General features: G+C 72.6%; 25 protein-coding genes and 1 riboswitch. Of the genes, 15 read left to right on the top strand and 10 right to left on the bottom strand.

Features of this window, described 5'->3' with window-relative positions; genetic code table 11:
- Positions 1-70: 70 nt before the first annotated feature.
- On the top strand, positions 71-826 hold the full coding sequence (locus GA0074696_RS17870) for a TetR/AcrR family transcriptional regulator (protein ID WP_088962152.1): 756 nt from the start codon (positions 71-73) through the stop codon (positions 824-826).
- 47 nt (positions 827-873) lie between these two features.
- Positions 874-1,383, top strand: coding sequence for a peptide deformylase (gene def / locus GA0074696_RS17875; protein WP_088962153.1), 510 nt, complete (start codon positions 874-876; stop codon positions 1,381-1,383).
- A gap of 48 nt (positions 1,384-1,431) precedes the next feature.
- Here def and GA0074696_RS17880 read toward each other — a convergent pair whose 3' ends face one another.
- The 3 genes from GA0074696_RS17880 to GA0074696_RS17890 all read right to left on the bottom strand — a co-directional run bounded on the left by GA0074696_RS17880 (position 1,432) and on the right by GA0074696_RS17890 (position 4,717).
- A complete protein-coding gene (locus GA0074696_RS17880) occupies positions 1,432-3,006 on the bottom strand; it encodes a VWA domain-containing protein (protein ID WP_088962154.1) in 1,575 nt (524 codons plus the stop codon).
- 94 nt (positions 3,007-3,100) lie between these two features.
- Positions 3,101-3,916, bottom strand: a complete 816-nt coding sequence (locus GA0074696_RS17885; protein WP_088962155.1) for a GNAT family N-acetyltransferase — start codon at positions 3,914-3,916, stop codon at positions 3,101-3,103.
- A gap of 18 nt (positions 3,917-3,934) precedes the next feature.
- On the bottom strand, positions 3,935-4,717 hold the full coding sequence (locus GA0074696_RS17890) for a sulfite exporter TauE/SafE family protein (RefSeq protein WP_269458679.1): 783 nt from the start codon (positions 4,715-4,717) through the stop codon (positions 3,935-3,937).
- A gap of 195 nt (positions 4,718-4,912) precedes the next feature.
- Between GA0074696_RS17890 and GA0074696_RS17895 the strand changes: the two genes are divergently transcribed.
- On the top strand, positions 4,913-5,692 hold the full coding sequence (locus GA0074696_RS17895) for an endonuclease/exonuclease/phosphatase family protein (protein WP_088962156.1): 780 nt from the start codon (positions 4,913-4,915) through the stop codon (positions 5,690-5,692).
- Positions 5,693-5,732: 40 nt separating this feature from the next.
- Here the strand turns inward: GA0074696_RS17895 and GA0074696_RS17900 are convergent, their stop codons facing one another.
- A complete protein-coding gene (locus tag GA0074696_RS17900; RefSeq protein ID WP_088962157.1) occupies positions 5,733-6,623 on the bottom strand; it encodes a bifunctional 5,10-methylenetetrahydrofolate dehydrogenase/5,10-methenyltetrahydrofolate cyclohydrolase in 891 nt (296 codons plus the stop codon).
- Between the two features lie 13 nt (positions 6,624-6,636).
- A riboswitch (ZMP/ZTP riboswitch) is annotated at positions 6,637-6,713 on the bottom strand.
- Between the two features lie 144 nt (positions 6,714-6,857).
- Between GA0074696_RS17900 and GA0074696_RS32290 the strand changes: the two genes are divergently transcribed.
- A complete protein-coding gene (locus tag GA0074696_RS32290; protein ID WP_088962158.1) occupies positions 6,858-7,946 on the top strand; it encodes an SRPBCC domain-containing protein in 1,089 nt (362 codons plus the stop codon).
- Positions 7,947-7,959: 13 nt separating this feature from the next.
- Here the strand turns inward: GA0074696_RS32290 and GA0074696_RS17910 are convergent, their stop codons facing one another.
- Positions 7,960-8,967: a tyrosine-type recombinase/integrase gene (locus tag GA0074696_RS17910; protein ID WP_088962159.1), complete on the bottom strand. Its 1,008-nt coding sequence runs from the start codon at positions 8,965-8,967 to the stop codon at positions 7,960-7,962.
- Positions 8,968-10,276: 1,309 nt separating this feature from the next.
- Between GA0074696_RS17910 and GA0074696_RS17915 the strand changes: the two genes are divergently transcribed.
- The 5 genes from GA0074696_RS17915 to GA0074696_RS17935 all read left to right on the top strand — a co-directional run bounded on the left by GA0074696_RS17915 (position 10,277) and on the right by GA0074696_RS17935 (position 13,133).
- Entirely contained in the window at positions 10,277-10,486 is a 210-nt protein-coding gene (locus GA0074696_RS17915; RefSeq protein WP_088962160.1) for a hypothetical protein, read from the top strand.
- A 234-nt stretch (positions 10,487-10,720) separates the two neighbouring features.
- Positions 10,721-11,323, top strand: coding sequence for a TetR/AcrR family transcriptional regulator (locus tag GA0074696_RS17920; RefSeq protein ID WP_172894321.1), 603 nt, complete (start codon positions 10,721-10,723; stop codon positions 11,321-11,323).
- A 21-nt stretch (positions 11,324-11,344) separates the two neighbouring features.
- Positions 11,345-12,136, top strand: a complete 792-nt coding sequence (locus tag GA0074696_RS17925) for a hypothetical protein (protein WP_088962162.1) — start codon at positions 11,345-11,347, stop codon at positions 12,134-12,136.
- Positions 12,137-12,212: 76 nt separating this feature from the next.
- A complete protein-coding gene (locus tag GA0074696_RS17930) occupies positions 12,213-12,548 on the top strand; it encodes a hypothetical protein (protein WP_172894323.1) in 336 nt (111 codons plus the stop codon).
- A 276-nt stretch (positions 12,549-12,824) separates the two neighbouring features.
- Positions 12,825-13,133: a hypothetical protein gene (locus GA0074696_RS17935; RefSeq protein WP_088962164.1), complete on the top strand. Its 309-nt coding sequence runs from the start codon at positions 12,825-12,827 to the stop codon at positions 13,131-13,133.
- Between the two features lie 132 nt (positions 13,134-13,265).
- Here the strand turns inward: GA0074696_RS17935 and GA0074696_RS17940 are convergent, their stop codons facing one another.
- On the bottom strand, positions 13,266-14,222 hold the full coding sequence (locus tag GA0074696_RS17940; RefSeq protein ID WP_088962165.1) for a helix-turn-helix domain-containing protein: 957 nt from the start codon (positions 14,220-14,222) through the stop codon (positions 13,266-13,268).
- Between GA0074696_RS17940 and GA0074696_RS17945 the strand changes: the two genes are divergently transcribed.
- On the top strand, positions 14,197-15,381 hold the full coding sequence (locus GA0074696_RS17945) for a saccharopine dehydrogenase family protein (protein ID WP_231925056.1): 1,185 nt from the start codon (positions 14,197-14,199) through the stop codon (positions 15,379-15,381). The genes GA0074696_RS17940 and GA0074696_RS17945 overlap by 26 nt on opposite strands.
- A gap of 136 nt (positions 15,382-15,517) precedes the next feature.
- Here GA0074696_RS17945 and GA0074696_RS17950 read toward each other — a convergent pair whose 3' ends face one another.
- A complete protein-coding gene (locus GA0074696_RS17950; RefSeq protein WP_088962167.1) occupies positions 15,518-16,246 on the bottom strand; it encodes an SDR family NAD(P)-dependent oxidoreductase in 729 nt (242 codons plus the stop codon).
- A gap of 78 nt (positions 16,247-16,324) precedes the next feature.
- On the opposite strand from GA0074696_RS17950, the gene GA0074696_RS17955 reads away from it, so the two are divergent.
- The 3 genes from GA0074696_RS17955 to GA0074696_RS17965 all read left to right on the top strand — a co-directional run bounded on the left by GA0074696_RS17955 (position 16,325) and on the right by GA0074696_RS17965 (position 18,412).
- Complete coding sequence (locus GA0074696_RS17955) at positions 16,325-17,155, top strand: patatin-like phospholipase family protein (RefSeq protein ID WP_088962168.1); 831 nt, start codon at positions 16,325-16,327, stop codon at positions 17,153-17,155.
- Positions 17,156-17,202: 47 nt separating this feature from the next.
- A complete protein-coding gene (locus tag GA0074696_RS17960) occupies positions 17,203-17,661 on the top strand; it encodes a peroxiredoxin (protein WP_088962169.1) in 459 nt (152 codons plus the stop codon).
- Between the two features lie 67 nt (positions 17,662-17,728).
- Positions 17,729-18,412 (top strand): hypothetical protein, encoded by a 684-nt coding sequence (locus GA0074696_RS17965; protein ID WP_088962170.1) that lies wholly within the window; start codon positions 17,729-17,731, stop codon positions 18,410-18,412.
- A gap of 191 nt (positions 18,413-18,603) precedes the next feature.
- Here GA0074696_RS17965 and GA0074696_RS17970 read toward each other — a convergent pair whose 3' ends face one another.
- From GA0074696_RS17970 to GA0074696_RS17980, 3 genes are all read right to left on the bottom strand, one after another.
- On the bottom strand, positions 18,604-19,794 hold the full coding sequence (locus GA0074696_RS17970) for a GNAT family N-acetyltransferase (RefSeq protein ID WP_088962171.1): 1,191 nt from the start codon (positions 19,792-19,794) through the stop codon (positions 18,604-18,606).
- 116 nt (positions 19,795-19,910) lie between these two features.
- A complete protein-coding gene (gene cydB, locus GA0074696_RS17975; RefSeq protein WP_088962172.1) occupies positions 19,911-20,909 on the bottom strand; it encodes a cytochrome d ubiquinol oxidase subunit II in 999 nt (332 codons plus the stop codon).
- 13 nt (positions 20,910-20,922) lie between these two features.
- Entirely contained in the window at positions 20,923-22,338 is a 1,416-nt protein-coding gene (locus GA0074696_RS17980) for a cytochrome ubiquinol oxidase subunit I (protein WP_172894325.1), read from the bottom strand.
- 177 nt (positions 22,339-22,515) lie between these two features.
- Here GA0074696_RS17980 and GA0074696_RS17985 point away from each other — a divergent pair, with 177 nt between their 5' ends.
- Both GA0074696_RS17985 and GA0074696_RS17990 read left to right on the top strand, forming a co-directional pair.
- On the top strand, positions 22,516-23,292 hold the full coding sequence (locus GA0074696_RS17985; protein ID WP_088962174.1) for a lysophospholipid acyltransferase family protein: 777 nt from the start codon (positions 22,516-22,518) through the stop codon (positions 23,290-23,292).
- Between the two features lie 133 nt (positions 23,293-23,425).
- Positions 23,426-24,268: an SDR family NAD(P)-dependent oxidoreductase gene (locus tag GA0074696_RS17990; RefSeq protein WP_088962175.1), complete on the top strand. Its 843-nt coding sequence runs from the start codon at positions 23,426-23,428 to the stop codon at positions 24,266-24,268.
- Positions 24,269-24,273: the final 5 nt, after the last annotated feature.

The following is a 24,273-nucleotide window of genomic DNA, read 5'->3' on the forward strand; positions in this document are numbered from 1 at the left end:
CACGCCCCTCTCCCCGTTGCCGTGCGCCGTACCGTACACCATACGGTACGGGGGTCGGTAGGGTGGCGGCATGAGCGTCGAGTACAGCGGCACCGGGGACCCCGCGCGCAGCCTCGCCCTGCTCTGGCGCACCAGCGAGAAGGCCAGCCGCCGGGGCGGCGACCTGAGCGTGGACCGGATCGTGCGGGCCGCCATCGAGGTGGCCGACACCGAGGGACTGGCCGCGCTGTCCATGCGCCGGGTCGCCGAACGCCTGGGCGTCGGCACCATGTCGCTCTACACCCACGTGCCCGGCAAGGGCGAACTGCTCGACGTCATGCTCGACACCGTCTACGGCGAGACCGCCCGCCCCGCCGAGGTCCCCGGCGGCTGGCGCGGCCGGCTGGAGCAGATCGCCCGGGAGAACTGGGCGCTCTACCTGCGCCACCCCTGGCTGCTGCAGGTCGCCACCACCCGCCCACCCCTGGGCCCCAACGTCACCGCCAAGTACGAGTACGAACTGCGCGCGGTCGAGGGCATCGGACTGACCGACCTGGAGATGGACGCCGTGGTCACCCTCGTCGACGGGTACGTCCACGGCGCGGTGCGCGGCGCGGTGGAGGCCGCCCAGGCGGCGCAGCGCACCGGCATGACCGACGAGCAGTGGTGGCGGGCGCACGCGCCGTACCTGGAGAAGGTGATGGACCCGCAGCGGTTCCCCACCGCCGCCCGGGTGGGCACCGCCGCCGGGCAGGAGTACCAGGCGGCTGGCGACCCCGTCCGGGCCTTCGAGTTCGGCCTGGCGCGCATCCTCGACGGCGTCGCCGTCCTGGTCGGCGAGCGCTGACCGGGGTGCGCCACCGCCGGCCGTGACGCACGGATAGCCTTTCCGGCATGACCGTACGCCCCATCAGGATCATCGGTGATCCCGTCCTGCGCACCGCCTGCGAGCCGGTGACCAGCTTCGACGCCGAGTTGCAGCACCTGGTCGACGACCTGATGGACACCCTGCTGGGCGCGCCCGGCCGGGCCGGCGTGGCCGCGCCGCAGATCGGCGTGAGCGCCCAGGTGTTCGTCTACGACGCCGACGGCCACCGCGGACACATGATCAACCCGCGCATCGAGCTGTCCGACGAGACGCAGGACGACGACGAGGGCTGCCTGTCCATCCCCGGGCTGTACTTCCCGACCCGGCGGGCGATGCACGCCACCGTGCACGGCTTCGACCGGCATGGCGAGCCGCTGACCATCTCCGGCAGCGGCTTCCTGGCCCGCGCGTTGCAGCACGAGACCGACCACCTGCGCGGACGCCTCTACGTCGACACCCTGTCCGGCGACGTCCGGCGCCGGGCGCTGCGGGAGATCCGCGCCGGCCGGTTCGACTCGCCCAGCCGGCACCGCTGACGACGCGGGGGCGGCCGACGGCCGCCCCCGCACCCGATCAGCCGCGGGTCACTTCGGCGGCGGGGCCACGAGGCAGATCGCCGTGGAGCTGTTGCCGACGTTGTCCACGCCGGTGATCACCGCGTCGCCGCGCAGCGTCACCTTGTACTCGATGTCGCCGGTGCCGTCCTTGACCTTGGACTGGGCACCCGGCGCCTGCACCAGCTTGATCTTGGTGCCGGCGGGGAACGGACCGAACTTGACCGTCGGGTCGGCGCTGTCACCGATGTAGACGTCCACCGCCGTGTCGACGATGTCGGTCGAGGTGAGCTGGTAGAACCCGTCCGGGTTGTACGAGCCGGGGGTGTTGTCCCCGCTCGGGTTGTTCGTCGGCACGCACGCCGTGGCCGGCGCGGTGGTGTCGACCACCCGCATCGTCGCGGTGTCGCTGCCGGTGTTGCCGGCCGCGTCGGTGGCGGTGCAGGTCACCGTGGTGGCGCCGAGCGGGAAGGTGCTGCCCGACGGCGGCACGCAGGTCGGCGTGAGCGGCCCGTCGACGTTGTCGGTCGCCGAGGCCGGGTAGGTGATGACCGCGCCGGCGGGGCTGGTCGCCTCGACGGTCCGGTCGTCCACGACCACCACCGGCGGGGTGACGTCGTTGACCGTGACGCTGATCTGCTCGACGAACGCCGGCCCACCGGAGAGCCCGTTGAGCAGGAAGTCCACCGTGCAGTGCAGGGTGGCGCCCTGCGGGGCGTCCCCGGCCACCGCGATGGTCTCGGCGAACGGCACGTTCGTGCCGCTCTGCTGGGTACGCGAGGCCGCGTCGAAGGTGACGGTCAGCCCCGGGTCGCAGGACGTCACCGTCGGGGTGACGGTGACGTCGAGGTCCCGCAGCCCGCTGAGGATGGCATCGGTGACGGTCTCGGGGGCACTGCCGACCAGCTGGCCGCCGGTCGCGGCGACCACCGCGCTGGCCTGCCCGGTGACGTCCAGGCCACCACCGCCGCCACTGACGCTGACCGCCAGCACCTTCGCCTCGTCGGCCTGCAGGGCCGCGGTGGCCTGCGCCAGGGTGTGCCCGGCGCTCGGGTCGTGGCTGGGGGCGTCGCCGACGAGCACCACGATCCGGCTGCTACCGGAGCGGTAGGCGATCCCGCCGTCGGAAACCTGGAACAGCCCGTTCACCCACGCCTCGGGGGTGTCCCCGCCGCCGCCGGCCGACAGCCCGTTGACCGCGTTCTGCAGCGCGGTCGCGTCGTCGGTGAGGTTCTGCCGGACCTGGAACAGCTCCGCGCCGTCGCTCTCGTCCCGATAGGAGGCCACCGCGAACTGCGCGCTCGGCTGCACCGACCGCACGTTGTTGATGACCTGCTGCAGGTTGGCCTGCACGTCACCGATGACGGTGCCCATGCTGCCGGTCGTGTCGACCAGCAGGACCACATCCGGCTTCGGCGGGATCGGCGGGGTGGCGACCACCTTGGCGATGTCGATGCTCGTGCCCGGGTCGGCGTCGCGGTCCACGACGGCCGGGTCGACGCCCGGCGCCGCGAGCGCCGGCGCGCCCGCGGCGGTCACCAGGGCCGCCACGGCGGCGGTGAGGACCGCCAACCGACTTCGACCCCGTACTGATGTCACTGCCATCTGTGCTCCTTTGGCTCCGCCGCGTCACGACGCGGCCTCTGCCAGGAGACGCTAGGGGCCCGAAGGGCACCCGCCCGTCCGACACAGGTCCAGCTCAGGGTCGGGTTGCTGACCCAGCGTGGCGGCTGGACATGCTGTCGGTCACCGCGGTCAGCATGTACTCGCCGTAGTCGGCGACCCGGCTGAAGCCGAGCCGTCGGTAGAGCCGCACGGCGGCGACGTTGTCGGCCTTGACGTTCAGGGTGACGTGGTCGACGTGGGCGCGCAGCCGCCCGCACAGCGCGGCCACCACGGCGGCGGCCAGGCCCTGCCCGCGTACCCGGGGATGGGTGGTGACGTTGCCCAGCGCGGCCACCCGGTAGGTGGGCGACCAGACGTGCACCCCCGCCACCGCCACCAGCTCACCCGCCTGCCGGATCCCCACGTACTGGCCGGTGGCGAGCATCCGCGGATCGAACCAGTTGCCCGGATACGCCACCGTGTAGAGCGCGCGCAGGGCCGGCAGGTCGGCCTCCCCGAGCACCTCACCCGCGGGGGTGACCGTGGCCAGCCGGGCCGGGTCGGTCAGCGCCATCCGCAGGTGCGCCCCGGCCGGATCGAAGGCGAACCAGCCGCCCAGCACCTCCGCCAGGCCGGGGGACAGGTGCGCGTACAGGCGGGCGGGCAGCATCGGCGCCAGGTCGGCCAGCAGCGCCGCCAGCTCCGGCAGGCCGTCGGGCCCGGCGAAGGCGAGCAGCACCGGCGGTGTCACCCCGTGGTAGAGCAGCGCCACCTGGTCGCCACGACGGAACCACGACGTGTACGGCCAGAAGAAGTCGTCCAGGTCGCCCAGCTGGTAGGCGTGCAGCACCGGATCGCGGCGCAGCAGCGCCGCCAGGGCGTCGCGGTCGTGTTCGGCACGTACCGACATCGGGTCAGCCACCTCCCGTCACGGCGCCCAACTCGCCCGCCACTGGTCGTAGCCGAGCTTCGCCACCAGCGCAAACACCACCACCAGCAGCACGATCCGCACGAACCCGGCGCCCCGGCGCAACGCCATCCGCGCCCCCACCACCGCCCCGGCGACGTTGCACACCGCCATCGCCGCCCCCAGCAGCCACCACACGTGACCGGTGGCCGCGAACACCACCAGCGCGCCCAGGTTCGTGCCCGCGTTGATGATCTTCGCCATCGCCGAACCGTGCACGAAGTCCGCGCCCACCAGCGCCGTGAACGCCACCACCAGGAACGTGCCCGTACCCGGGCCGATCAGACCGTCGTACAGGGCGATGCCCACCCCGGCCACCGCCACCGCCGCGACCACCCGCAGCCGGGTCCGCCGCGCCGGCACCGCCACCACCCCCAACCGGGGACGGAACACCACGAACAACGCCACCGACACCAGCACCGCCAGCACCACCGGCCGGTACGCCCCCGCCGGCACCACCCCCGCCAGCGCCGCCCCGACACCCGCGCAGCACACCGCCAGCCCCGCCGACGGCCCCGCCACCATCCAGTCGATCTTCGTGCGCCGGGCGTACGTCACCGCCGCCGTCGACGTACCGAAGATCGCGGCCAGCTTGTTCGTGCCCAACGCCGTCGCCACCGGCACCCCCGGCGCGGCCACCAGCAGCGCCGGCAGCAGCAACAGACCACCACCACCGACCACCGCGTCGACCCAACCGGCCATCGCGGCCGCGGCGAGCAGGGTGGTCAGCGACAGGGGATCCACGGCCGGCCATTCTGCCCACCCGCCCCGACCCGCCGCGCCACCCTGTGGCCGACCTCACCGACCGGCGCCCCCCTCACCGACCACGCCGACGACGCAGCCACAGCCCCGCCGAGGCCACCGCCACGAACACCAGCACCGAACAGAGCAACGCCTTGACCATCGGGCAACTGTGCCACGGCGACGTAGGGTGCAGGAGTGCGCCTGGCGACGTTCAACCTGCTGCACGGCCGCTCCCTGACCGACGGCCTGGTCGACCCCGACCGGCTCACCGCCGCGGTACAGACCCTCGACGCCGACATCCTCGCCCTGCAGGAGGTCGACCGGGACCAGTCCCGCAGCGGCAACCTCGACCTCACCGCCATCGCCGCCCGCGCCCTCGACGCCCCCGAACACCGCTTCGCCGCCGCCGTCGTCGGCACCCCCGGCGAACAGTTCCGCCCCCTGCGCCACGACGACGACGGCCACGGCGAACCCTGCTACGGCGTCGGCCTGGTCAGCCGACACCCCGTCCGCTCCTGGCAGGTCACCCGGCTGCGCCCCGCCCCGGTACGGTCCCCGATCTACGTCCCCGGTCCCGGCGGCGGCCTCACCCTGCTGCGCGACGAACCCCGCGTCGTGCTCGCCGCGATCCTCGACACCCCGCACGGGCCACTCACCGTCGCCGCCACCCACCTGTCGTTCGTCCCCGGCTGGAACGCCCACCAACTGCGCCGCGTCGTACGCGCGCTGCGCACCCTGCCCGCCCCCCGGATCCTGCTCGGCGACCTCAACCTGCCCACCGGCGCCGCCCGACTGCTCAGCGGCTGGCGGCCGCTGGGCCGCCGCCCCACCTACCCGGCCGCCGCGCCCCGCGTGCAGCTCGACCACATCCTCGCCGACCGGCACGGCCTGGACCGGCTGCCCCCGGTCACCGCCGTCGACACACCGCTGTCGACGATCTCCGACCACCGGCCCCTCGTCGTCGACCTCGGCTGACCCGGCGGCGACCCGACCCCGGCCCGCCGCCGCCGCAGGATCAGCCCTGCCCGACGGCCCGCTGCGCCGCCCGCACCGCGTTGCGGAACAACATCGCCACCGTCGTCGGACCCACCCCGCCGACCCGCGGCGTGATCGCCCCCGCCACCTCGGCACACGACTCGTCCACGTCCGGCAGCAACCGCCGCCCCTCGTACCGCACCCCACCACCGACAACCACCGCGCCCGGGCGCACGTGCTCCGGCCGCACGATCCCCGGCACCCCCGCCGCCGCCACCAGGATCTCCGCCCGCCGGGTGTACCGCGGCCAGTCCGCCACCCCGGTGTGCACCACCGTCACCGCCGCGTTCGCCGTCGGCCGCTTCTGCGCCAACAGCATCGCCAACGGCCGCCCCAACGTCGCCCCCCGACCCAGGATCACCACCTCACGACCGGCCACCGGCACCCCGTGGTACGCCAGCAACGCCTCGATCCCCGCCGGCGTACACGGCAACGGCCCCGGCAGACCCAACGCCAACCGGCCCATGTTCACCGGGTGCATGCCGTCGACGTCCTTGTCCGGGTCCAGGACGTCCAACGCCCGGTCGTAGTCCAGATGACCGGGGATCGGATGCTGCACCAGCACCCCGTGCACCCCCGAGTCGGCGTTGAAATCCGCCAGCACCCGGTGCAGATCCTGCTGCGAGGCCGACGCCGGCAGGTGCACGTGCGGCGACGCGAAACCCAACTCCGCCGCCTGACGCTGCTTGATCCGGATGTAGCCGGCGCTCGCGTCGTCGTCACCCACCAGCACCGTCGCCAACGCCGGCGTCACCCCCGCCGCGCGCAACACCGCCACCTGCTCGGCGACCTCGGTCAGGATCTTCTCCGCCACCGGCTTACCAGGCAGCAGCCGGGCCGTCGTAGTCGTCGGGGAAGCGGAAACAGACATGGCTCACCTCGTCCGCGGAGGCCCAGGCGGTCGACCCCCGCGACGAGCTCCCCGATGGTTCACCCATCCCCGTGCCGCCAGTCGCGTCCACCCTCAGCCTGCCACACCGCCGGCCCGGATCGCAGCCGCCACCGCCCAGCCAGGCCAGCCCCGCGCCCGCCCGCCACCGCCCGTCCTGTCAGGACCAGCACCCGCCGCCCAGCGGCCACCCGCCACAAGCCGTACAGTCTCGCCGTGATCGAGATCGACGCCCAGGTCGACCTGTCGCACCCCAGCGACCGGGTCTGGCAGGCACTGACCAATCCGCAACTGCTCAGCCGCTGGTTCACCGAGACCGAGACGGTCACGCCGGCACCGCACCGGCTGCTGCTGCACACCGCGGGGCTGCCCGGCTTCCACGCCGCCGTCGACGCCGAGGTGACCGAACAGCGGGCACCCGAGCTGCTCGTCCTGCAGTGCCGGGAAGGCGACCGCCGCACCCGGCTCACCTGCACCATCACCCGCACCGCCGACGGCTGCCGACTGTCGGTGCAGGAAAGCATGGAACACGGCAGCTGGCCCGCCGAGGACCGCGACCACCGCGAGCGGTACTACCAGCAGACCCTGACCGGACGGCTCCCCGCCATCCTCGACTGGCTCGCCTTCCAGCAGGTCGACCTGCGCCGCGGCGAGGGCCCGCCGACCACCGAGCTGCCCACCATCGCCCTGTCCGGCCGCGTACCCGCACCGTCCGACCGCCGACGCCGGCTGGCGATCGTCGGGGCGCTGACCGCCGCGACCCTCGCCACCGGCGCGGCCCTCTGGGCCCTGCTACCCGGCGACGCGGACCAGAGCGCCGCACCGGCCCCGCTGCCCCCACCACCCACCGCTGGCGCCACCAGCGACAGTGTCGCGTCCCGGGCCACCCGCAGCTCCCCGCCCACACCCAACGCCGCTCGCAGCACCCCGCGCCCCAGCCGGACCCCCACCGCCACCCCGTCGCGCACACCCACCTCCGCCGCCCCGAGCGCCGCCACCATGACCGCCCGCTACGAGACCACCGCCACCCGGATCCTCGGCTACACCGGCCAGGTGGTGCTCGACAACCCGGACGGCCCGGCGGCGAAGAGCTGGACCCTCGTCGTCACCCTCGCCGAGGGCGGCACCGTCACCAACGCCCAGGGAGCCAACTGGCAGCAGGACGGTCAGGCCGTCACCTTCACCGGCGCACCCGTCCCGGCCGGACAGTCGCAGACCATCACCTTCGACGTCCGCAACCCGGACCCGCGCACCAAGGCACCCGAGGGCTGCACGATCGACGACACCCCCTGCACCGGCCTGTGACCCGACGCCCCGGTCAACCCGCGGGATCGAACGACAGCCGCACCAGCCCCGCCAACGCGCGGTTGGTGCGGTTCGACCGCACCGCCGCCCGCTGCTGACCCGCCGTCACCTCGATGTACGTCTGCGACGATGCCAACGACGCGTGCCCCAGCAACCGCATGATCTCCGCCGCGCTCGCCCCGTCCTCGGCCAACCGCGTCGCGAACGTGTGCCGCAACGCGTGCAGCCGCGCCCCCCGCGGCACCCGGTCACCGATGCCCGCCCGCCGGTAGCAGGAGTCCACCAGATACTGCAGCCCACCCCGACGCAACGGCTCACCCCGCCGGTCCACCAGCAACGGCGAATCCGGCCGTACGCTGCGCGACCCGAACCGTCGCACCCGACTGTCCAGGTAGGCCGCCAGCACTTCGTCCAGCTCCGGCTCCACCGGCACCACCCGCGGCCGGCCGCCCTTGCCGGCCACGTCCACCCGCCGCTCGCCGGCCCGGCCGCTCAGCGACGACACCCGCAGCGCCAGCAGCTCCGACAGGCGCAGCCCGGCGCAGAGCGCCAGGGCCAGCACCGCCACGTCCCGCTCCGGCCACGGGTCCCGCTGCCGGCCGTCGTCCCGGGCGACCGAGGCGAGCAACTCCTCCGGGGTGTCCTCGCCCCGCAACGGCTTGGGCTGGGGGAGCGGAGCGCGTGGCCGGCCCACCGCCGGCATCGGATTGCCCGCCACCACCCCCTCGGCCACCAGGAACGTGAAGAAGCTGTTCCAACTGGACCAGGCACGGTGCACCGAGGACGCCGCCCGGGGAGCGGCGAACCGGGCGAACGCGGCACGCATGACCCGGGGGGAGAGGTCCGAGATCATCACCTGGTCGAGGGGGAGGGGAGTGGTGTCCTCGCCGACCAGGGCGGCGACCGCCCGCAGGTCCCGCCGGTACGCCTCGAGCGTGTGGGGGGAGGGCTTGCGGGTGGCCCGCGCCGTCAGGAACTCCTCGATCAGCCGCCCTACCGATTCGTCCTGTTTATGATGCATAAGGCATATTATGCAGGTTTCTCGGGTTTGGGGCCAGAGGCGGGAAGAGGGGGAGCGCCGCGGCCGGGGGAATTTGCTCCGGATCGCTCTCGAGTGGCGGTGTCCGGGCGAGCAAGTTCGGGCAGGGGCGGCGGACTGAGGCGCCAGCGGCGCCGCCATTGACCATGGACGCGAGGTGGCGTCCCAGCCGGAGGCAGGGCCAAACTCGGGGACGCGGTCCGGCTCGCCGCCGCGCTGCACTTGCAGCAGTGCCGATGATGTCGTGCCCAACGCGACCATCATTGGTGGACGAGTGGACACGTGCCGCGGTTCTCCGCGCCGGCTTACCTTTGCCGTCTCCCGTGATCGGGTAGCAGTTTCCGAGGCGACACGCCGACGTGGCAGTCGGAAATTGCTACCCGATCACGGCTCGCCGCAGCCGACGACAGCGCCGACCACCCCTCCCAGAGGAGGCCTCCACCGCGTCTACTTGACATAATGTACATTATCGAATCAGCACACACAGCTGCAGTGACCTGGCCAGGCGTCGGCTCGAGCTGCCTCCACTGTTCCTTCTCAACCATCCTGAGCCATTCTCGATAAGTTGAGCCATCTCCTAACTCTTCTCACTAACTTGAGCCCCCCCCCCGGTACTAACCCGTCGGCTGCTCGGCACTTGCCCCCTACTACGCTCCGTAACGGACACTGTCGTTCAACCCCTTCACGTCGATGGTCAGGATGCTCTGCGCTCGGCCGCGCCGGCGCTGAGGCCCTACGCAGCAGCGCTGTGCTGCTTGACCCCAGCTCAGACGGGCCCTACCCCCACCTGGAACTGTGGCGTATGCCCGAGCAGACTGAACCGGCGCAGGACCGGCGCCGCTCCCGCTGCCCGGGTTTCTGCGCCGCCTGTTGTCGACCCGCGCGCCGGTCGCCGCCATACCGCCGCCGCCGTTGCTGGGCCGGCGGCGCGCCGGCCGGACGCGCCGGAGTACGCGGGCTCTGTGTTCGCGTCCGAGGCCGCCCGGGTGCTGGGTCGACCCGTGCCGCTGTGCACCGCCACCCCCGAGATCGTCCGCACCGTTCGGCTGCTCGATCAGCCCAGCCCGCTACACATCCCGGACACCATCACCGAGTGGCCGGCCGCCATCGCTCGCCTATCCGCCGCGCTGGACAACTCCGTGCACACGACCTTCCCTCAGGCATTCGCCCTGCTCGCCCGCGGGACTCGCGCTGTGCACCGCGACGTCACCGCCGCGCTGGCCCATCCCACGACTGGCGACGGCTGGTTCCTGGCCGCAGCGCCCCAGCCGCCGGCCTGGCCAGACCGTCATTGCCGCCGACGAAACCTGCTCTGCCACTGGGTGAGAACGTCATCCTGCTCACCAACCTGGCGTGGTCGGCATGGCTGTTCCTCGGGTTCGTGCGTGGCCGCCTGCCCTTCGCCCGCCTGGAACACTGGCAGACCCGTTACGTGATCCTGTATGCCGTCGGGGCCTGGACAGTCGTCCTCGCCTTCCCGCTCGTGTTCGACTTCGCCTGAGCCGGATCCGGCCCGCTCATCCTGCCCGGCACAGGGACAGGGTTGAGCGGGCCGTCCGGCGCGTTGGAGAGCACATGGATGATGCCGCGCTCGGGCTTGGGTGGGACTTTTGGCGGATGGCGTCAGCCGTGGCGGCTTCTCGCATCCATCGACCCAGGTCAACCCCGCGACATCCGTTGCCACGCACCATCGCAGGGGGTTGCGCGGGTTAAGGGAATGACGTGTCATTCATTTATGGCCCGTACCGCTGACCCTAACCGCCGGGAGTCCATCCTCGACGCGGCCCACTCGATCTTTGCCCGCAAGGGCTACGCCGCCGCCGGCATCGCCGACGTCGCCGGGGAGTTGGGCATCGCGCACGGTACCGTGTACCGGTACTTCGAGAACAAGCGCGACGTCGCCGCTGCGGTGCTGAACCGGGCGCTCGAGCGAATCGCTGCGGTGGTCATGGCGGAGGACGCAACGGCCACGGAGTCCCTGGCCGAGTACCGGGCACAGGTGGAGCGCCTCGGCCACCGGCTGTACGAGCTGTTCGTCGCCGACCGGGCACTCGGCCGGCTGGTCTTCTACGACCTCGGCGCCGTCGACGACGAACTGCGGGAGCGCTTGCGCGCCGCCCACGAGATGTTTGCCGAGTACACCGCGTCGTACCTCCGGAACGGGGTGGCCAAGGGATTCCTGCGCCCCGACCTGGACGTGGACACGACCGCGCGAGTGATCAACGGCATGATCTTCGAGGGTGCCGCCCAGGTTACGCATACCGATGATCCGCAGCGGCTGCGTGACCGGTGGATTCGTGCCGTCGTCGCGCTGATGTTCGACGGAATCGCCCGTTAGGGAGAGCCTAGGAGGAGCGGCATGGTCCAGGTAGACGTCTTCTGGTCGTACGCGATCGGCGCGGGGTTCGGCACGGCCGCCGCCCGCGCGGCCGTCGCCGAACCGGTCCGCCCGCTGTTGTCCGACCGCCGGTTCACCACGACAGTGCTGTTCCTGTCGTGTGTTTTCGCCCCGAGCGGGCTGTGGCTGGTGTGGCAGTTCACCGGCTGGGAGACCATGCACGCCGCGCCGACGACCGCCGACCTGCCAGCCTGGTTGGTCGCCACCTTCGCGATGACCAACGTGACCCAGGGGATCGTCGGGTACTGCGTGGCCCGGCACCTGTGGCGTAGCGGGCACCGGTACCTCTCGTGGCTGCAGATGCCGTTGGGCTACTTCGCGATGTTCTTTGTGCTGGCGTACGGCTGGGACGGCACCGGGTACCGGCGGTTCTTCGCGCCCACCACGGCAGCATGGCGGGCGGGCGAGTTCGATCCGCTCGGGTTCCTCACCAGCCCGGTGGCGCTCACCCTGTACGGGATGGGCGTGGTCCTGATCCCGACGATGCTGTGGCTGCAAGCGGGGTGGTGGGCCGGCGACGGGCTCGCCCGGGCGCGGGCGGGCGCACTGCTGCTGGTCGTCCCCTTCAGCCTCGGACTCGGTACGGCCGCCGTCGCCACGGTCGCGCTGCGCACCCTCGGCGTGCTGCCTGGACTGCTTGCCTGTGCCGTGCTTGTGGTGACCGTCTTCCATCCGCGAGGGCTCGCTGGGCTGCTGGCACGCGCCTTCTCGCTCACGACCAGGCGGAGTGTTCCGGCGCCGAGCGCCGCCTGAAGAACGCTGCGAGGCTTCCTCGGGCGTGGGGCGGCCGTCCGGCCGGACGACCGCCCCGGCCCGGTCAGGGGTAGACGTGCGTACTCGCTGGAGACTGGCCGGATTGGCGTTCGGCGTCGCGCTGCTCGCGACTGGCTGCGGAGGTGGCGACGGACCGTCACTCGCGGGCACCTGGGTCATGGCGGAGAATGGTTCGCGGACGATGACCGTGCGCGACGACGGTTCACTGTCGGCCAGTGTGGGCAAATCATGCACCGGCGCCACCAAGAGTCAGGGCAAACGGGCGTACCGGTTCGAGTTCGACTGCGGCATCACCAAGTACTCGGTGGACGGCACGCTGAGCGCCGACGGCAAGAACCTCACCATGAAGGACCCGAGCACCGATCAGAATGCGGTCTGGAACAGAAAGTAGGGCGAAACGGGGAACTGTGCCGCAGGCAACCAAAGTGGCGGCCAGGGTAGGTGATCTGTTGTCCCCGGCTCGTGCGGGCCCTACTGGCCGGGCAACCCGTGCACCGTGCAGCCACCGCCGGTTGGTACCCCGTCGTGACCTGCATCAACGCCTCTGTTGGAACTACACCCGTGGGTTAACGGCAAAGGCTGCGACGGTGCGATTGGCGACCTGCTCGTCGAGGCCGCGCTCAGGCGCCGGTGGTGGAGTGTCGGCCGGCATCGGTACCGTCGGTCCATGAGCGCGCGCCCCCGCAAACGCCGTCTCGGCGGCCCGCAGCGGTCGGACAGCGAGCGGGCCTGGAGCGTCGACGACGCCCTGCGGCAGTACAACACCCTGCTCGACTGGCTACGCACCGGCGACGGAACGCGCGGCGTCTACCTAGCCTACGACCAGGTGTACCTGGGCAACTGCCCGGCGCCGTACGCCGCCGAGAGCGACCGCTGGACGTTGGCGGAGCTCAGCGCCAGCGACAGCGCCGCGGCGATCGCCGAGACACCGCCGATGTGGTGCGACCCGCCGATGGTCGCGCCACCGGCCCCGTGACGATCTGGGCACGACGCGACGACTGGCAGCGCGGAGTCGTCACCGCCCACGCACGGGGTTCTCACCGCTCCCACACGGATCGATGCGCAGGAGAGCACCGCTCCCCCTGTCAGGCCGCCGACCGGATAGTGATCACGATCTTGATGAGGGCCCGGCGCTGCGGAAGGTGCGACGGTAAGCGTCCGGCGGTACCCCGACGGTGCGGTGGAAGTGTCGGCGCAGCGTCGTGGCGGTTCCCATGCCAGCCGCCTCGGCGATGGCGTCGATGCTGTTGTCGGTGTTCTCCAGCAACTCCTGGGCTCGGCGGATCCGCTGCGTCGACAGCCACTGCAGCGGGGTGGTGCCGGTCGCCGACCTGAAGTGGCGGGCCAGGTTGCGCGAGCTCATGTTCGCCTGGCGAGCCAGGTCGTTCACGGTCAGCGGACGGTTCAGCCGTTCCATCGCCCAGGGGAACAGGTTGGCAAGGGGATGGTCGTCGCGGGCGGGCACCGGGGTGGTGACGAACTGGGCCTGGCCGCCGGCGCGATGCGGCGGCACGACCAGGCGGCGGGCGACGGCGTTGGCGACCGTCGAGCCGTGGTCGCGGCGGATCAGGTGCAGGCACAGGTCGATCGCGGCGGCTTTGCCGGCCGAGGCGAGCACGTTGCCGTTGTCGACGTAGAGCACGTCCGGGTCGACCTGCACCCGGGGATAGCGGGCGGCCAGCGCCTCGGTGTGGGCCCAGTGTGTGGTCGCGCGCAGCCCGTCCAGCACCCCGGCGGCGGCCAGCACGAACGCACCGGTGCACAGCGAGACCATCCGAGCGCCCGCCGCGTGGGCCGCGCGGACGGCGTCGAGCAGGTCGGGTGGCACGTCGGCGTCGATGTCTTCCACGGCCGGGATGATCACGGTGTCGGCGCGGGCGAGTCGGTCCAGCCCGTCGTCGGGTTCGATTCGGAATCGGCCGATCCGGACCGGGCCCGGGCCGCAGACCACGAGGTCGTACCACGGGTCTGCCAGGCCGGAGGGGTCGCGGACGAACACCTCGCAGGCCATGGCGAGTTCGAAGTGCAGCATCGCGTCGGTGGCGGCGAGCGCGACAGTGGCCATGTCCGAAATTGTACGGGGCATGGCGTTCCAGACACTACTGCGGGGCTGGCCGCTGCTGGAGGATCTATCTGGTCGATCTTCCGAGGGGGAACTGCAAATGGGTACGAGTCAGACCGTGGCGGTGTTCGGTGCGTACGGACACACCGGGCGGTTCGTGGTGACGGAGTTGCGCGATCGCGGGTTCGTCCCGCTTCTCCTCGGTCGCGACGCGGGCAAGCTCCAGGCGCTGGCGGCGGCGCATCCGGGGCTTGACTACCGGGTGGCGTCGGTCGACGACCCGGCCTCGCTCGACCAGGCATTGACGGGTGCGGCCGCGGTCGTCAACTGCGCCGGCCCGTTCGCCTCGACCGCGCCCCCCGTGATCGAGGCCGCTCTGCGCGCCGGGGTCCCGTACGTGGATGTGGCGGCCGAGATCGAGGCGAACCTCGACACGTTCACGCACTTCACCGACCGGGCCCGGACCGCGGGCGTCGCGGTGGTCCCGGCGATGGCCTTCTTCGGCGGACTCGGCGATCTGCTGGTCACGACCGCGATGGGCGATTGGACGGCGGCCGACGAGGCGCACGTCGCGTACGGATTGAGCAGTTGGCACCCCACGGCCGGGACCCTCGCCTCCGGCACCGTCTCGCGGGAACGGCGCGATGGCCGACGGGTCCGCTACACCGGTGGCCGGCTGGAGTACTACGTCGCCGAGCGCGACCTGCCGACCCTGGAGTGGGACTTCCCCGCTCCGATGGGCCGCCGGAGCGTCCTCGGCGAGTTCACGATGGCCGACGTGGTCACCGTCCCCCGCCACCTGTCCATCCCCGAGGTGCGCACGTACATGACCACCGACGCAGCCAGGGACCTGGCCACTCCGGGCACACCCGCACCGACCGCGGTCGACGAGCTGGGCCGGTCGGCGCAGACGTTCACCGTCGACGTCATCGTGCGCTCCGGCGACACGCAACGACGCGTCGTCGCCAGCGGCCGGGACATCTACGCCATCAGCGCACCGCTGGCGGTGGAAGCGGTGCACCGCATTCTCGGCGGTCGGACGAGGACGAGCGGCGTCGCCTCCGCCGGCGAGATCTTCGACGCGCCCGACTTCCTCCGCGCGCTGTCGGCGTACCTCTCGCTCGAACCGGCCCACGAGTCTCCCGCGCCACAGTTCGCCTGATCGCCCGGCCACAGGTGACAGCCGGACGGCCCCCGCTGCCGCCGTGCGGCACCGTCGTGACGTCGGCCTGGTCGACCGGGACGGTGCCGTTGGACAGGAGCAGGGTGGGCCTCGGGGTGTCGCTGCGGGGCTCGGCTCACATGCCGCCGGCGACCCGCAGCACCGCGCCGGTGGTGTAGGAGGCGTCGGGGCCGAGGAGCCAGGCGACGGCGCCGGCGACCTCGTCGGGTTCGCCGGGTCGGCCCATCGGTACCCGGCCGGCGTTGCGGTCGGGCCGGTCCGGCATGCCGGACAGGGCGTGGATGTCGGTGCGGATCAGGCCGGGGGCGACGGCGTTGACCCGGATGCCGTGCGGGGCGAGTTCCTTGGCCAGGCCGATGGTGAGGGTGTCGGTGGCGGCCTTGACCGCGGCGTAGTGGATGTACTCCCCGGGGCTGCCGAGGGTGGCGGCGGCGGAGGAGATGTTGACGATGGCGCCGCCGGCGTCGAGGCGGCGGGCGGCCTGCTGGGCGCAGAGGACGTAGCCGATGAGGTTGACGTCGACGACGTGGCGCAGGTCGTCGGGGCGCAGGTCGGTGAAGGCGCCGATGGGGCTGGTGACGCCGGCGTTGTTGACCAGGCCGGTGAGTGGGCCGAGGTCGGCGGCGGCGTCGAAGAGCCGGGTGACCTGGTCGGGGTCGGTGGTGTCGGCGGGTACGGCGACGGCCTGGCGGCCGAGGGCGCGGATGTCGGCCAGCACCGCGGCGGCGGCGTCGTGGTCGCGTCGGTAGCCGATGGCGATGTGGTGGCCGTCGTGGGCGAGGCGGCGGGCGACGGCGGCGCCGATGCCGCGGCTGCCGCCGGTGATGACCGTGACCGGATTCAATGGACCGCTCCCCTGTCCCCGTGTGGTGGCGACGCTACCGTTTCGGGCACGGGCCGGTCACGGAGAGGGTGGTCACAGATGACGCGGGCGTTGGTGCTGGGTGGTGGCGGGGTGACCGGGGTGGCCTGGGAGTGGGGGCTGTTGGCGGGGTTGGCGCAGCGGGGGGTGGTGCTGGCGGACGCGGACCTGGTGGTGGGGACGTCGGCCGGGTCGGTGGTGGGCGCGCAGTTGTGTTCGGGGCGGCCGGTGCGTGAGTCGTACGAGGCGCAGTTGGCGCCGCCGACGGGTGAGGTGGCGGCGCGGTTCGGGTGGCCGGCGGTGGCGCGGCTGGTGTGGGCCGGTGGTCGTACCCGGGACGCGGTGCGGGCCCGGGCCCGGGTGGGGGCGATGGCGGTGGCGGCGCGTACCCCGTCGGAGGCGTCGCGGCGGGCGGTGATCGAGGCCCGGTTGCCGGCGCACAGGTGGCCGGCCCGGCGGTTGCTGGTGACGGCGGTGGAGGCGGCCTCGGGTGAGTTCGTGGTGTTCGACGCGGCCAGTGGGGTGTCGTTGGTGGACGCGGTGGGGGCCAGTTGCGCGGTGCCGGGGGTGTGGCCGCCGGTGACGATCGGGGACCGCAAGTACGTCGACGGTGGGGTGCGCTCGGTGGTGAACGCGGATCTGGCGGCGGGCGCGGAGCGGGTGGTGGTGCTGGCGCCGGCGACGTCGGGGTTCGGGCCGATGCCGCGGTTGTCGGCGCAGGTGGCGGCGTTGCGGTCGGGGGCGCGGGTGGCGGTGGTGTCACCGGACCGGGCGGCGCGGGCGGCGATCGGCCGTAACGTGCTGGATCCGGCGCGGCGGGCGGCCGCGGCGCGGGCGGGGTTCGCGCAGGCCGAGGCGGTTGCCGCCGAGGTGGCCGGGGTGTGGGGCTGATCGCTTAGGCTCACCGCGCGTCGTCGGTCGATTGGTGGAGGTGCGCGGTGGGTGTGGGTGTCGGTGACCTGGTGGAGGATTTCGAGCTGCCGGACCAGACGGGTACGCCGCGGCGGCTGTCTGAGCTGCTGACGGCGGGGCCGGTGGTGTTGTTCTTCTACCCGGCGGCGATGACGCGGGGCTGCACGGCGGAGAGCTGCCACTTCCGGGATCTGGCGGCGGAGTTCGCGGCGGTGGGCGCGCAGCGGGTGGGCATCAGCCGGGACCCGGTGCAGAAGCAGGCGGAGTTCGCCCGGCGGCACGGGTTCGACTATCCGTTGCTGTCGGATGTCGACGGTGTGGTGGCGCAGCAGTTCGGGGTGCGGCGGCGGTTGCCGTTGGGGCCGTTGAGCATGCGCCGGATGACGTTCGTGATCGGCGCGGACCGGCGGGTGCTCGCGGTGATCCACAACGAGTTGGGGATGAACGAGCACGCGGACGGGGCGTTGCGGGCGCTGGGGGGTTGATCTTCCGGTTGTCGGGGCCGGCTGGTATCAAGGCAGCTGTCAAACACATGTACGGAAGAGGGCTGTGATGGCGGGCCAGGGTTTGTCCGAGGACGAGGTGCACGGCATCCGGGAGGCGTTGGCCGCCGGGCGGAAGCCCAAGGTGGTGTTCACGGCGTCGGCGGGGCAGATCGCCGGGCAGGTGGGCCAGGTGGTCGAGCTGACCGACCCCGAGGGTTCCGAGGAGTTCGTGGTGGTGCGCTTCGGCCGCGACGAGTTGCCCTTCTCCCCCGCCGACGTGGCGGTGGCGCCCCGGGGCACGGGGCGCAAGGTGGCCGAGGCGAAGCCGGAGCCGCAGGTGGAGCAGCCGCCGGCCGCGCCGGCGGAGCCGGAGTTCGTGTTGGACCGGGTGCCGGCGCCGCGTCGGGAGGAGTCGAAGGTGGAGCAGCAGGTGGAGGCGAAGCCGGCCCGGCGGGCGGTGAAGGCGGCGAAGCCGAAGGGCCCGGCGGGTCTGACGGTGACCCTGGCGTACGCCGACGGTGAGTGGACGGTGGCGGCGCAGCAGGGCGCCAAGGCGCTGGCGAAGCCGTACGTGGTGAAGCCGGCGGAGGCGTTGAGGATGGTGGCGCTGGTCGACGTGCCGGGGGTGCACGAGGCGGTGGAGCAGATCATGGCCGCGGAGCGGGCCGAGGCGGAGCAGCAGGCGGAGAAGCTGCGCGCGGAGCTCGCGGAGATCGAGGCGCGGCTGGCGGAGTTGCGCGAGGCGCGCTGACCGGTGCCGGTACGCGCCGCATCCTGGCCCACGTCGGCGAGGGTGTGGCGCTGACCACACCGGTCAACCGGTGGCTGATCTCGCGCGGCAAGGGCCACGCGGTCGTGCACGCCTACCACCACGCGCACTGACACCGACCACGGCGGCCGGGCCACCACCAGCGGGCGGCCCGGCCGGGCCGCCCGTCGGGCTCAGAAGTAGTCGAGCAGGTGCGCCGCTCCCCCGGCGGCCAGCAGGTCCAGGGCGCGCGGGTCGGTGCCGGTGGCGTGCAGCAGGCCGGCGTCGGCGACGGATGCGGCGCTGCTGGCGCCGTTGTAGAGCAGGGCGAAGCCGCGTACGGACAGGTGCAGGTCGACGTCGGCGGTGACGCGGGTGAGTTGGGCGGCGCCGTCGGCGACCGTCAGCCGCCAGGTGCCGGTGTTCCACTCGGCGAGCTCGTCGGTGAGGGTGAACTCGACGGTCCCGCGGGTGTGGGTGGGCCAGCCGCGGGCGGCGACGGCGCGGGTGACGTCGACGGGCCGGTGCATCCACGGTTCCTGTTCGTGTTCACGGACGGCTTCCAGCGGCAGGTGGGCGCTGACGGCGTCGCCGTCGAGCAGGCGCAGCCGCAGGGTGGGGGTGACGCTGTGCCAGCTGGCGAGGACGCCGACGAGTTCCCGGGCGGCGTCGGCGGTGGTGGCCAGGACGTCGTGGACGGTGAGCACGGCGTCGTCGCCGTAGCCGCGGCCGCGGTCCCAGCTGGCGTAGCCGACGAGCCGCCCGTCGTCCTCGACGAGGGTGAGCCCGTCGAAGGGCAGCGTGTCGGCGGTGGTGTGCGGGTCGAAGAGGTCACCGCGGCGGGTGAGCAGCCCGCGCCGGTCCCGGGCGAGGCGTTCGTAGAGGGCGACGACGGCCGGCATGTCGGCGGGCCCGCCCGCCCGGACGCTCAGGTGCGGGGCCGGGCGGTGTCGGGGCAGCGCCACCGTGGGCACATCGACGGTGCGCATCACTCCGGCGACGTCCCAGCCGCAGGCGCGGTAGGGGGCGGTGACGGTGGGGAACAGGGCGCTGACGGCGGCGCCGCGGTCGTGGGCGCCGCGCAGCAGGCCGGTGAGCAGGGCGCGGGCCAAGCCACGGCCGCGGGCCTCGGGGGCGACGGCGACCCCGGCGACGTCGGCGGCCGGCACGGCCCGCCCGGACCACCACTGCTCGTGGTGCAGGTCGACGGCCTTGCCGAGGAGCCGGCCGGTGTCGTCGAAGGCGCCGTAGCGGGTCAGGCCGGGCACCGCGACGGTGGCGTGCGGCGTGGGTTGGGGGTCGGAGCCGAAGGCGCGCCGACCGAGGTGCCACGCGTCGGTGAGGTCGTCGACGGTGAGCTCACGCACGTGCGGGGGGCTGGCCATCGGGCCACCATAGCGGCGCGGATCTTGAGGGCGGGCGGATTTTCCGGCGGGGAACAGCCCGCGGGGCCGGTGCGACCCCCTCGCCCCGGCCCCGCGTCCCGCGCCCCCGCAGGTTTTCAGTGCTGCGGGATGTTCACTACCCCGATTCGCTTGCGGAACACCCAGTACGTCCAACCCTGGTAGGCCAGCACGATCGGGGTGAAGATCACCGCCACCCAGGTCATGATCTTGAGGGTGTAGGGGGTGGAGGCGGCGTTGGTGGCGGTGAGCGTGCCGGCGGCGTCCAGGGTGGAGGGCAGCACGTTCGGGAACAGCGCCGCGAACAGGGTCGCCACGGCCAGGCCGATCGCCACGGCGGTGCCGGTGAACGCCCAGCCCTCCCGGCGTGCCTGGGCGGCGGCGAGCGCGCCGAGCAGGGCCAGGGCCGCGCCGACGGCGAACACGACGGCGGCGGTGCTGGAGCGGATGCTCAGCGTCCAGGTCAGGAACGCCACCGCGACCACCGCGGTGCCCACGCCCAGGCGCACGGCGAGCGCGCCGGCCCGCTCCCGGATCTCGCCGGTGGTCTTCAGGGCGAGGAACACCGCGCCGTGGGTGAGGAACAGCGCCGCGGTGGTCACCCCGCCGAGCAGCGCGTACGGGTGCAGCAGGTCGACCAGGCCGCCGACGTATTCGTGGTCGGCGTCCAGTGGCACGCCGCGCAGGATGTTGGCGAAGGCGACGCCCCACAGCACCGCCGGTACGACCGAGCCGACGAAGATCGCCGTGTCCCAGCGGCGCTTCCAGGACGCCTCGGAGCGCTTGTGCCGGTACTCGAAGGCCACGCCCCGGGCGATCAGGGCGAGCAGGATCAGCAGCAGCGGCAGGTAGAAGCCGGAGAAGAGGGTGGCGTACCACTCGGGGAAGGCGGCGAACATGGCGCCGCCGGCGGTGATCAGCCAGACCTCGTTGCCGTCCCAGACCGGGCCGATGGTGTTGATCAGGACGCGGCGTTCCCGGTCGTCGCGGCCGAGGACGGGCAGCAGCATGCCGACGCCGAAGTCGAAGCCTTCGAGGATGAAGTAGCCGGTGAAGAGCACGGCGACGAGGAGAAACCAGACGGTCGTCAGTTCCACGGTGGGCTCCGGGTCAGTAGGCGAAGGCGAGCGGGCGCTCGGCGTCGTCGTGGCTGTCGTCGATCGCGGGATCGGGGGTGAGGTCGGGTACGCCGGCGCGGGCGTAGCGGACGAGCAGCTTGAACTCGATGACGGCGAGGGTGGCGTAGATCAGGGTGAAGGCGGTGAACGAGGTGAGCACCTCGGTCAGCGAGACGCTGCGGGACACGCCGTCGCGGGTGAGCATCTCGCCGAAGACGATCCAGGGCTGGCGGCCCATCTCGGTGAAGATCCAGCCGAAGGAGTTGGCGAGCAGCGGCAGCACCGGCATGACCAGGCCGGCGCGCAGCAGCCAGCGGCTGGTGGGGGTACGGCCCTTGCGCTGGGACCAGAGCACCAGCAGGGCGATCGCGGCGGCGGCCATCCCGAAGGCGATCATGAAGCGGAAGCTCCAGTAGGTGACCGGGATGATCGGGGCGTAGCTGCCGGCGCCGTACTGGCTGGCGTACTGGGCCTGCAGGTCGTTGATGCCGTGCACGGTGCCGTTGGGGTCGCCGGTACCCAGGTACGACAGCAGGTACGGGATCTTGATGGCGAACAGCTCGCGGCTGCCGTCAAGGCTGCCGACGGTGAGCACCGAGAAGGAGGCGGGGCTCTCGGTGGTGTAGAGGCCCTCGGCGGCGGCCATCTTCATCGGCTGCACCTGCGTCATGATCTTGCCCTGGATGTCGCCGGTGATCACGACCAGGGCGGCGGAGACGAGCACCACCCACGAGCCGAACTTCGTGGCGAACCGGTACGCCCCGGTGTCGGCGCCGCCGCGGTTGCGCATCACGTGCCACAGCCCGACGGTGACCACCAGCGAGCCGGCGACCAGGAACGAGCCGGCCAGGGTGTGCGGGAAGGTGATCAGCGCGACCTTGTTGGTGAGCACGGCGACGAAGTCGGTGAGTTCGGCGCGGCCGGTGTCGGGGTTGATCCGGTAGCCGACCGGGTTCTGCATGAACGAGTTCGCGGCGAGGATGAAGTAGGCGCTGAGGTTGGTGCCGATCGCGGCGGCCCAGATGCTGGCCAGGTGCGCCCGCTTGGGCAGCCGGTCCCAGCCGAAGATCCACAGGCCGATGAAGGTCGACTCCAGGAAGAACGCGACCAGCGCCTCGATCGCGAGGGGGGCGCCGAAGATGTCGCCGACGAAGCGGGAGTAGTCGCTCCAGTTCATGCCGAACTGGAACTCCTGCACGATGCCGGTGACCACGCCCATCGCGAAGTTGATCAGGAAGAGTTTGCCGTAGAACTTGGTGAGCTTGAGGTAGCGCTCGTTGCCGGTGCGGTGCCACAGGGTCTGCAGGATGGCCACCAGGACCGACAGGCCGATGGTCAGCGGCACGAATAGGAAGTGGTAGACGGTGGTGACACCGAACTGCCAGCGGGCGACGTCCAACGCGTCCACCAGTAACCCCCAGCTGTTCATACTACGAGACGTAGTAAATACTACTGCCCGTCGTAGAGATTGCGGCAGGGTCGGGGGTCCCGACCCGCCCCGGGACCAATGACCCTGATCACCTCTGCCGCAGGGCCCGGGATCGGTGCCCACCATCACCCACCGGCGTGCGACCATCCAGCACTGATGGACACCCCGACCGCCCCCTGGCGGCCGCCACGGTTCTGGCGCGCCGCGCAGGTCTTCGCCCGCCTCATCGTCGCCCTGCTGGCCCGACTGGAGGTCAGCGGCGACGTGCCGGCCGAGCTGCGCCGCGGGCCGCTGATCCTGGCCGCCAACCACATCAGCCCGTTCGACCCGATCGTCCTCGCCGCGGCCTGCCAGGTCCGGGGCGTCGCCCCCCGGATCATGGCCACCGGCGGGCTCTTCCGCGCCCCGGTGATCGGGGCCCTGATGCGCCACGCCGGGCACCTGCGCGTCGACCGGGGCACCGCCGGCGTGCACCGGGCCCTCGACGACGCCGCCGCGGCCGTGGCGCGCGGCTCGGTGGTGCTGGTCTACCCGGAGGGCCGCATCGGCCTGGACCCGGGGCTGTGGCCGGAGCGCGGCAAGACCGGCGCCGCCCGGCTCGCCCTGGCCTGCGGCGCCCCGATCATCCCCGTCGCCCAGTGGGGCTCGCACGAGGTGCTGCCCTACCGGACACCTCAGGACATGCTGCCCGGCATCGCCCGCTCGCTGCTGCGCCGACCGGTGATCCGGGTGCGCTTCGGCGACCCGCTCGACCTGCAGGACCTGACCCACGGCGCGCCCGGCGCCGCCCGGCAGGGCACCGACCGGATCATCGACGCGATCACCGACACCCTGGTGCCGCTGCGCCGCGACGAGCCGGACCGGCCCCGGCACGTCGACCCGGGCCGCCCCGTCGACACCAGCCGCGCCCACCGCCGCCGCCCGCCGGGCTGACCCCACCGCCAACTCGCCCGACTCGGCCGGCGCGCCCGGTGGAGTCGGCGCGGGCCGGGTGGATTTGCCTTCGAGCGCACTCCAACGGTGAGAGTCTGCCCGGTAGGCAACGGCGAGGGAAGGCAGGCAGGGCATGAGCGAGCAGACGGTGCTGGTCACCGGCACCTCCACCGGGATCGGGCTGGAGATCGCGCTGGGCTGCGCGCGCGCCGGCTGGCGCACGGTGGCAACCATGCGCGACCCGGGTCGCGCCGACCGGCTGCGCGAAGCCGCCGACGCCGCCGGGGTCGCCGACCTGATCGACGTACGCCCGCTCGACGTCACCGACGCCGACGCGGCGGCCGCCGCCGTGGCGGAGACCGTGGCCGCGTACGGGCGACTCGACGCGGTGGTCAACAACGCCGGCGCCGGGCACGTCGGCACCCTGGAACAGGAGACCGTCGACGACGTACGGGCCGTCATGGAGGTCAACTTCTTCGGGGTGCTGCACGTCAGCCGGGCCGCGCTGCCGCACCTGCGGGCCTGTCGGGGCCGGCTGGTCACCGTCACCAGCGTCGGTGGGGTGGTCGGTCAGCCGTTCAACGAGGCGTACTGCGCGGCGAAGTTCGCGGTGGAGGGGTTCATGGAGTCCCTCGCGCCGGTCGCGGCGGGCGTCGGGGTGACCGTCGCCGTGATCGAGCCGGGGGCGGTGGCAAGCGAGTTCGTCGCCAACGTCGGCGTCGACCGGGACCGCGCGATCGAGCGGGCCGGGGTGTACGGGCCGGCGCTGCGCGCGTACCTCGACCGCAGCGCCGGGGCCTTCGCGGCGGCGCAGTCCCCGGCGGACGCCGCCACCATCGTCGTCGCGGCCGTCACCGGCCCGACCCCGTCGCCGCGCACGCAGACCTCGACGACGGCGCGGGAGTTCGTCCGGGTGAAACTGGCCGACCTCGCCGGGACGGCGGTCACCGACCTGACCTCCGGCTGGCTGCGCTGACCCGA

This window comes from Micromonospora purpureochromogenes (genome assembly GCF_900091515.1).
In the GTDB taxonomy this organism is placed as follows: Bacteria; Actinomycetota; Actinomycetes; order Mycobacteriales; family Micromonosporaceae; genus Micromonospora; species Micromonospora purpureochromogenes.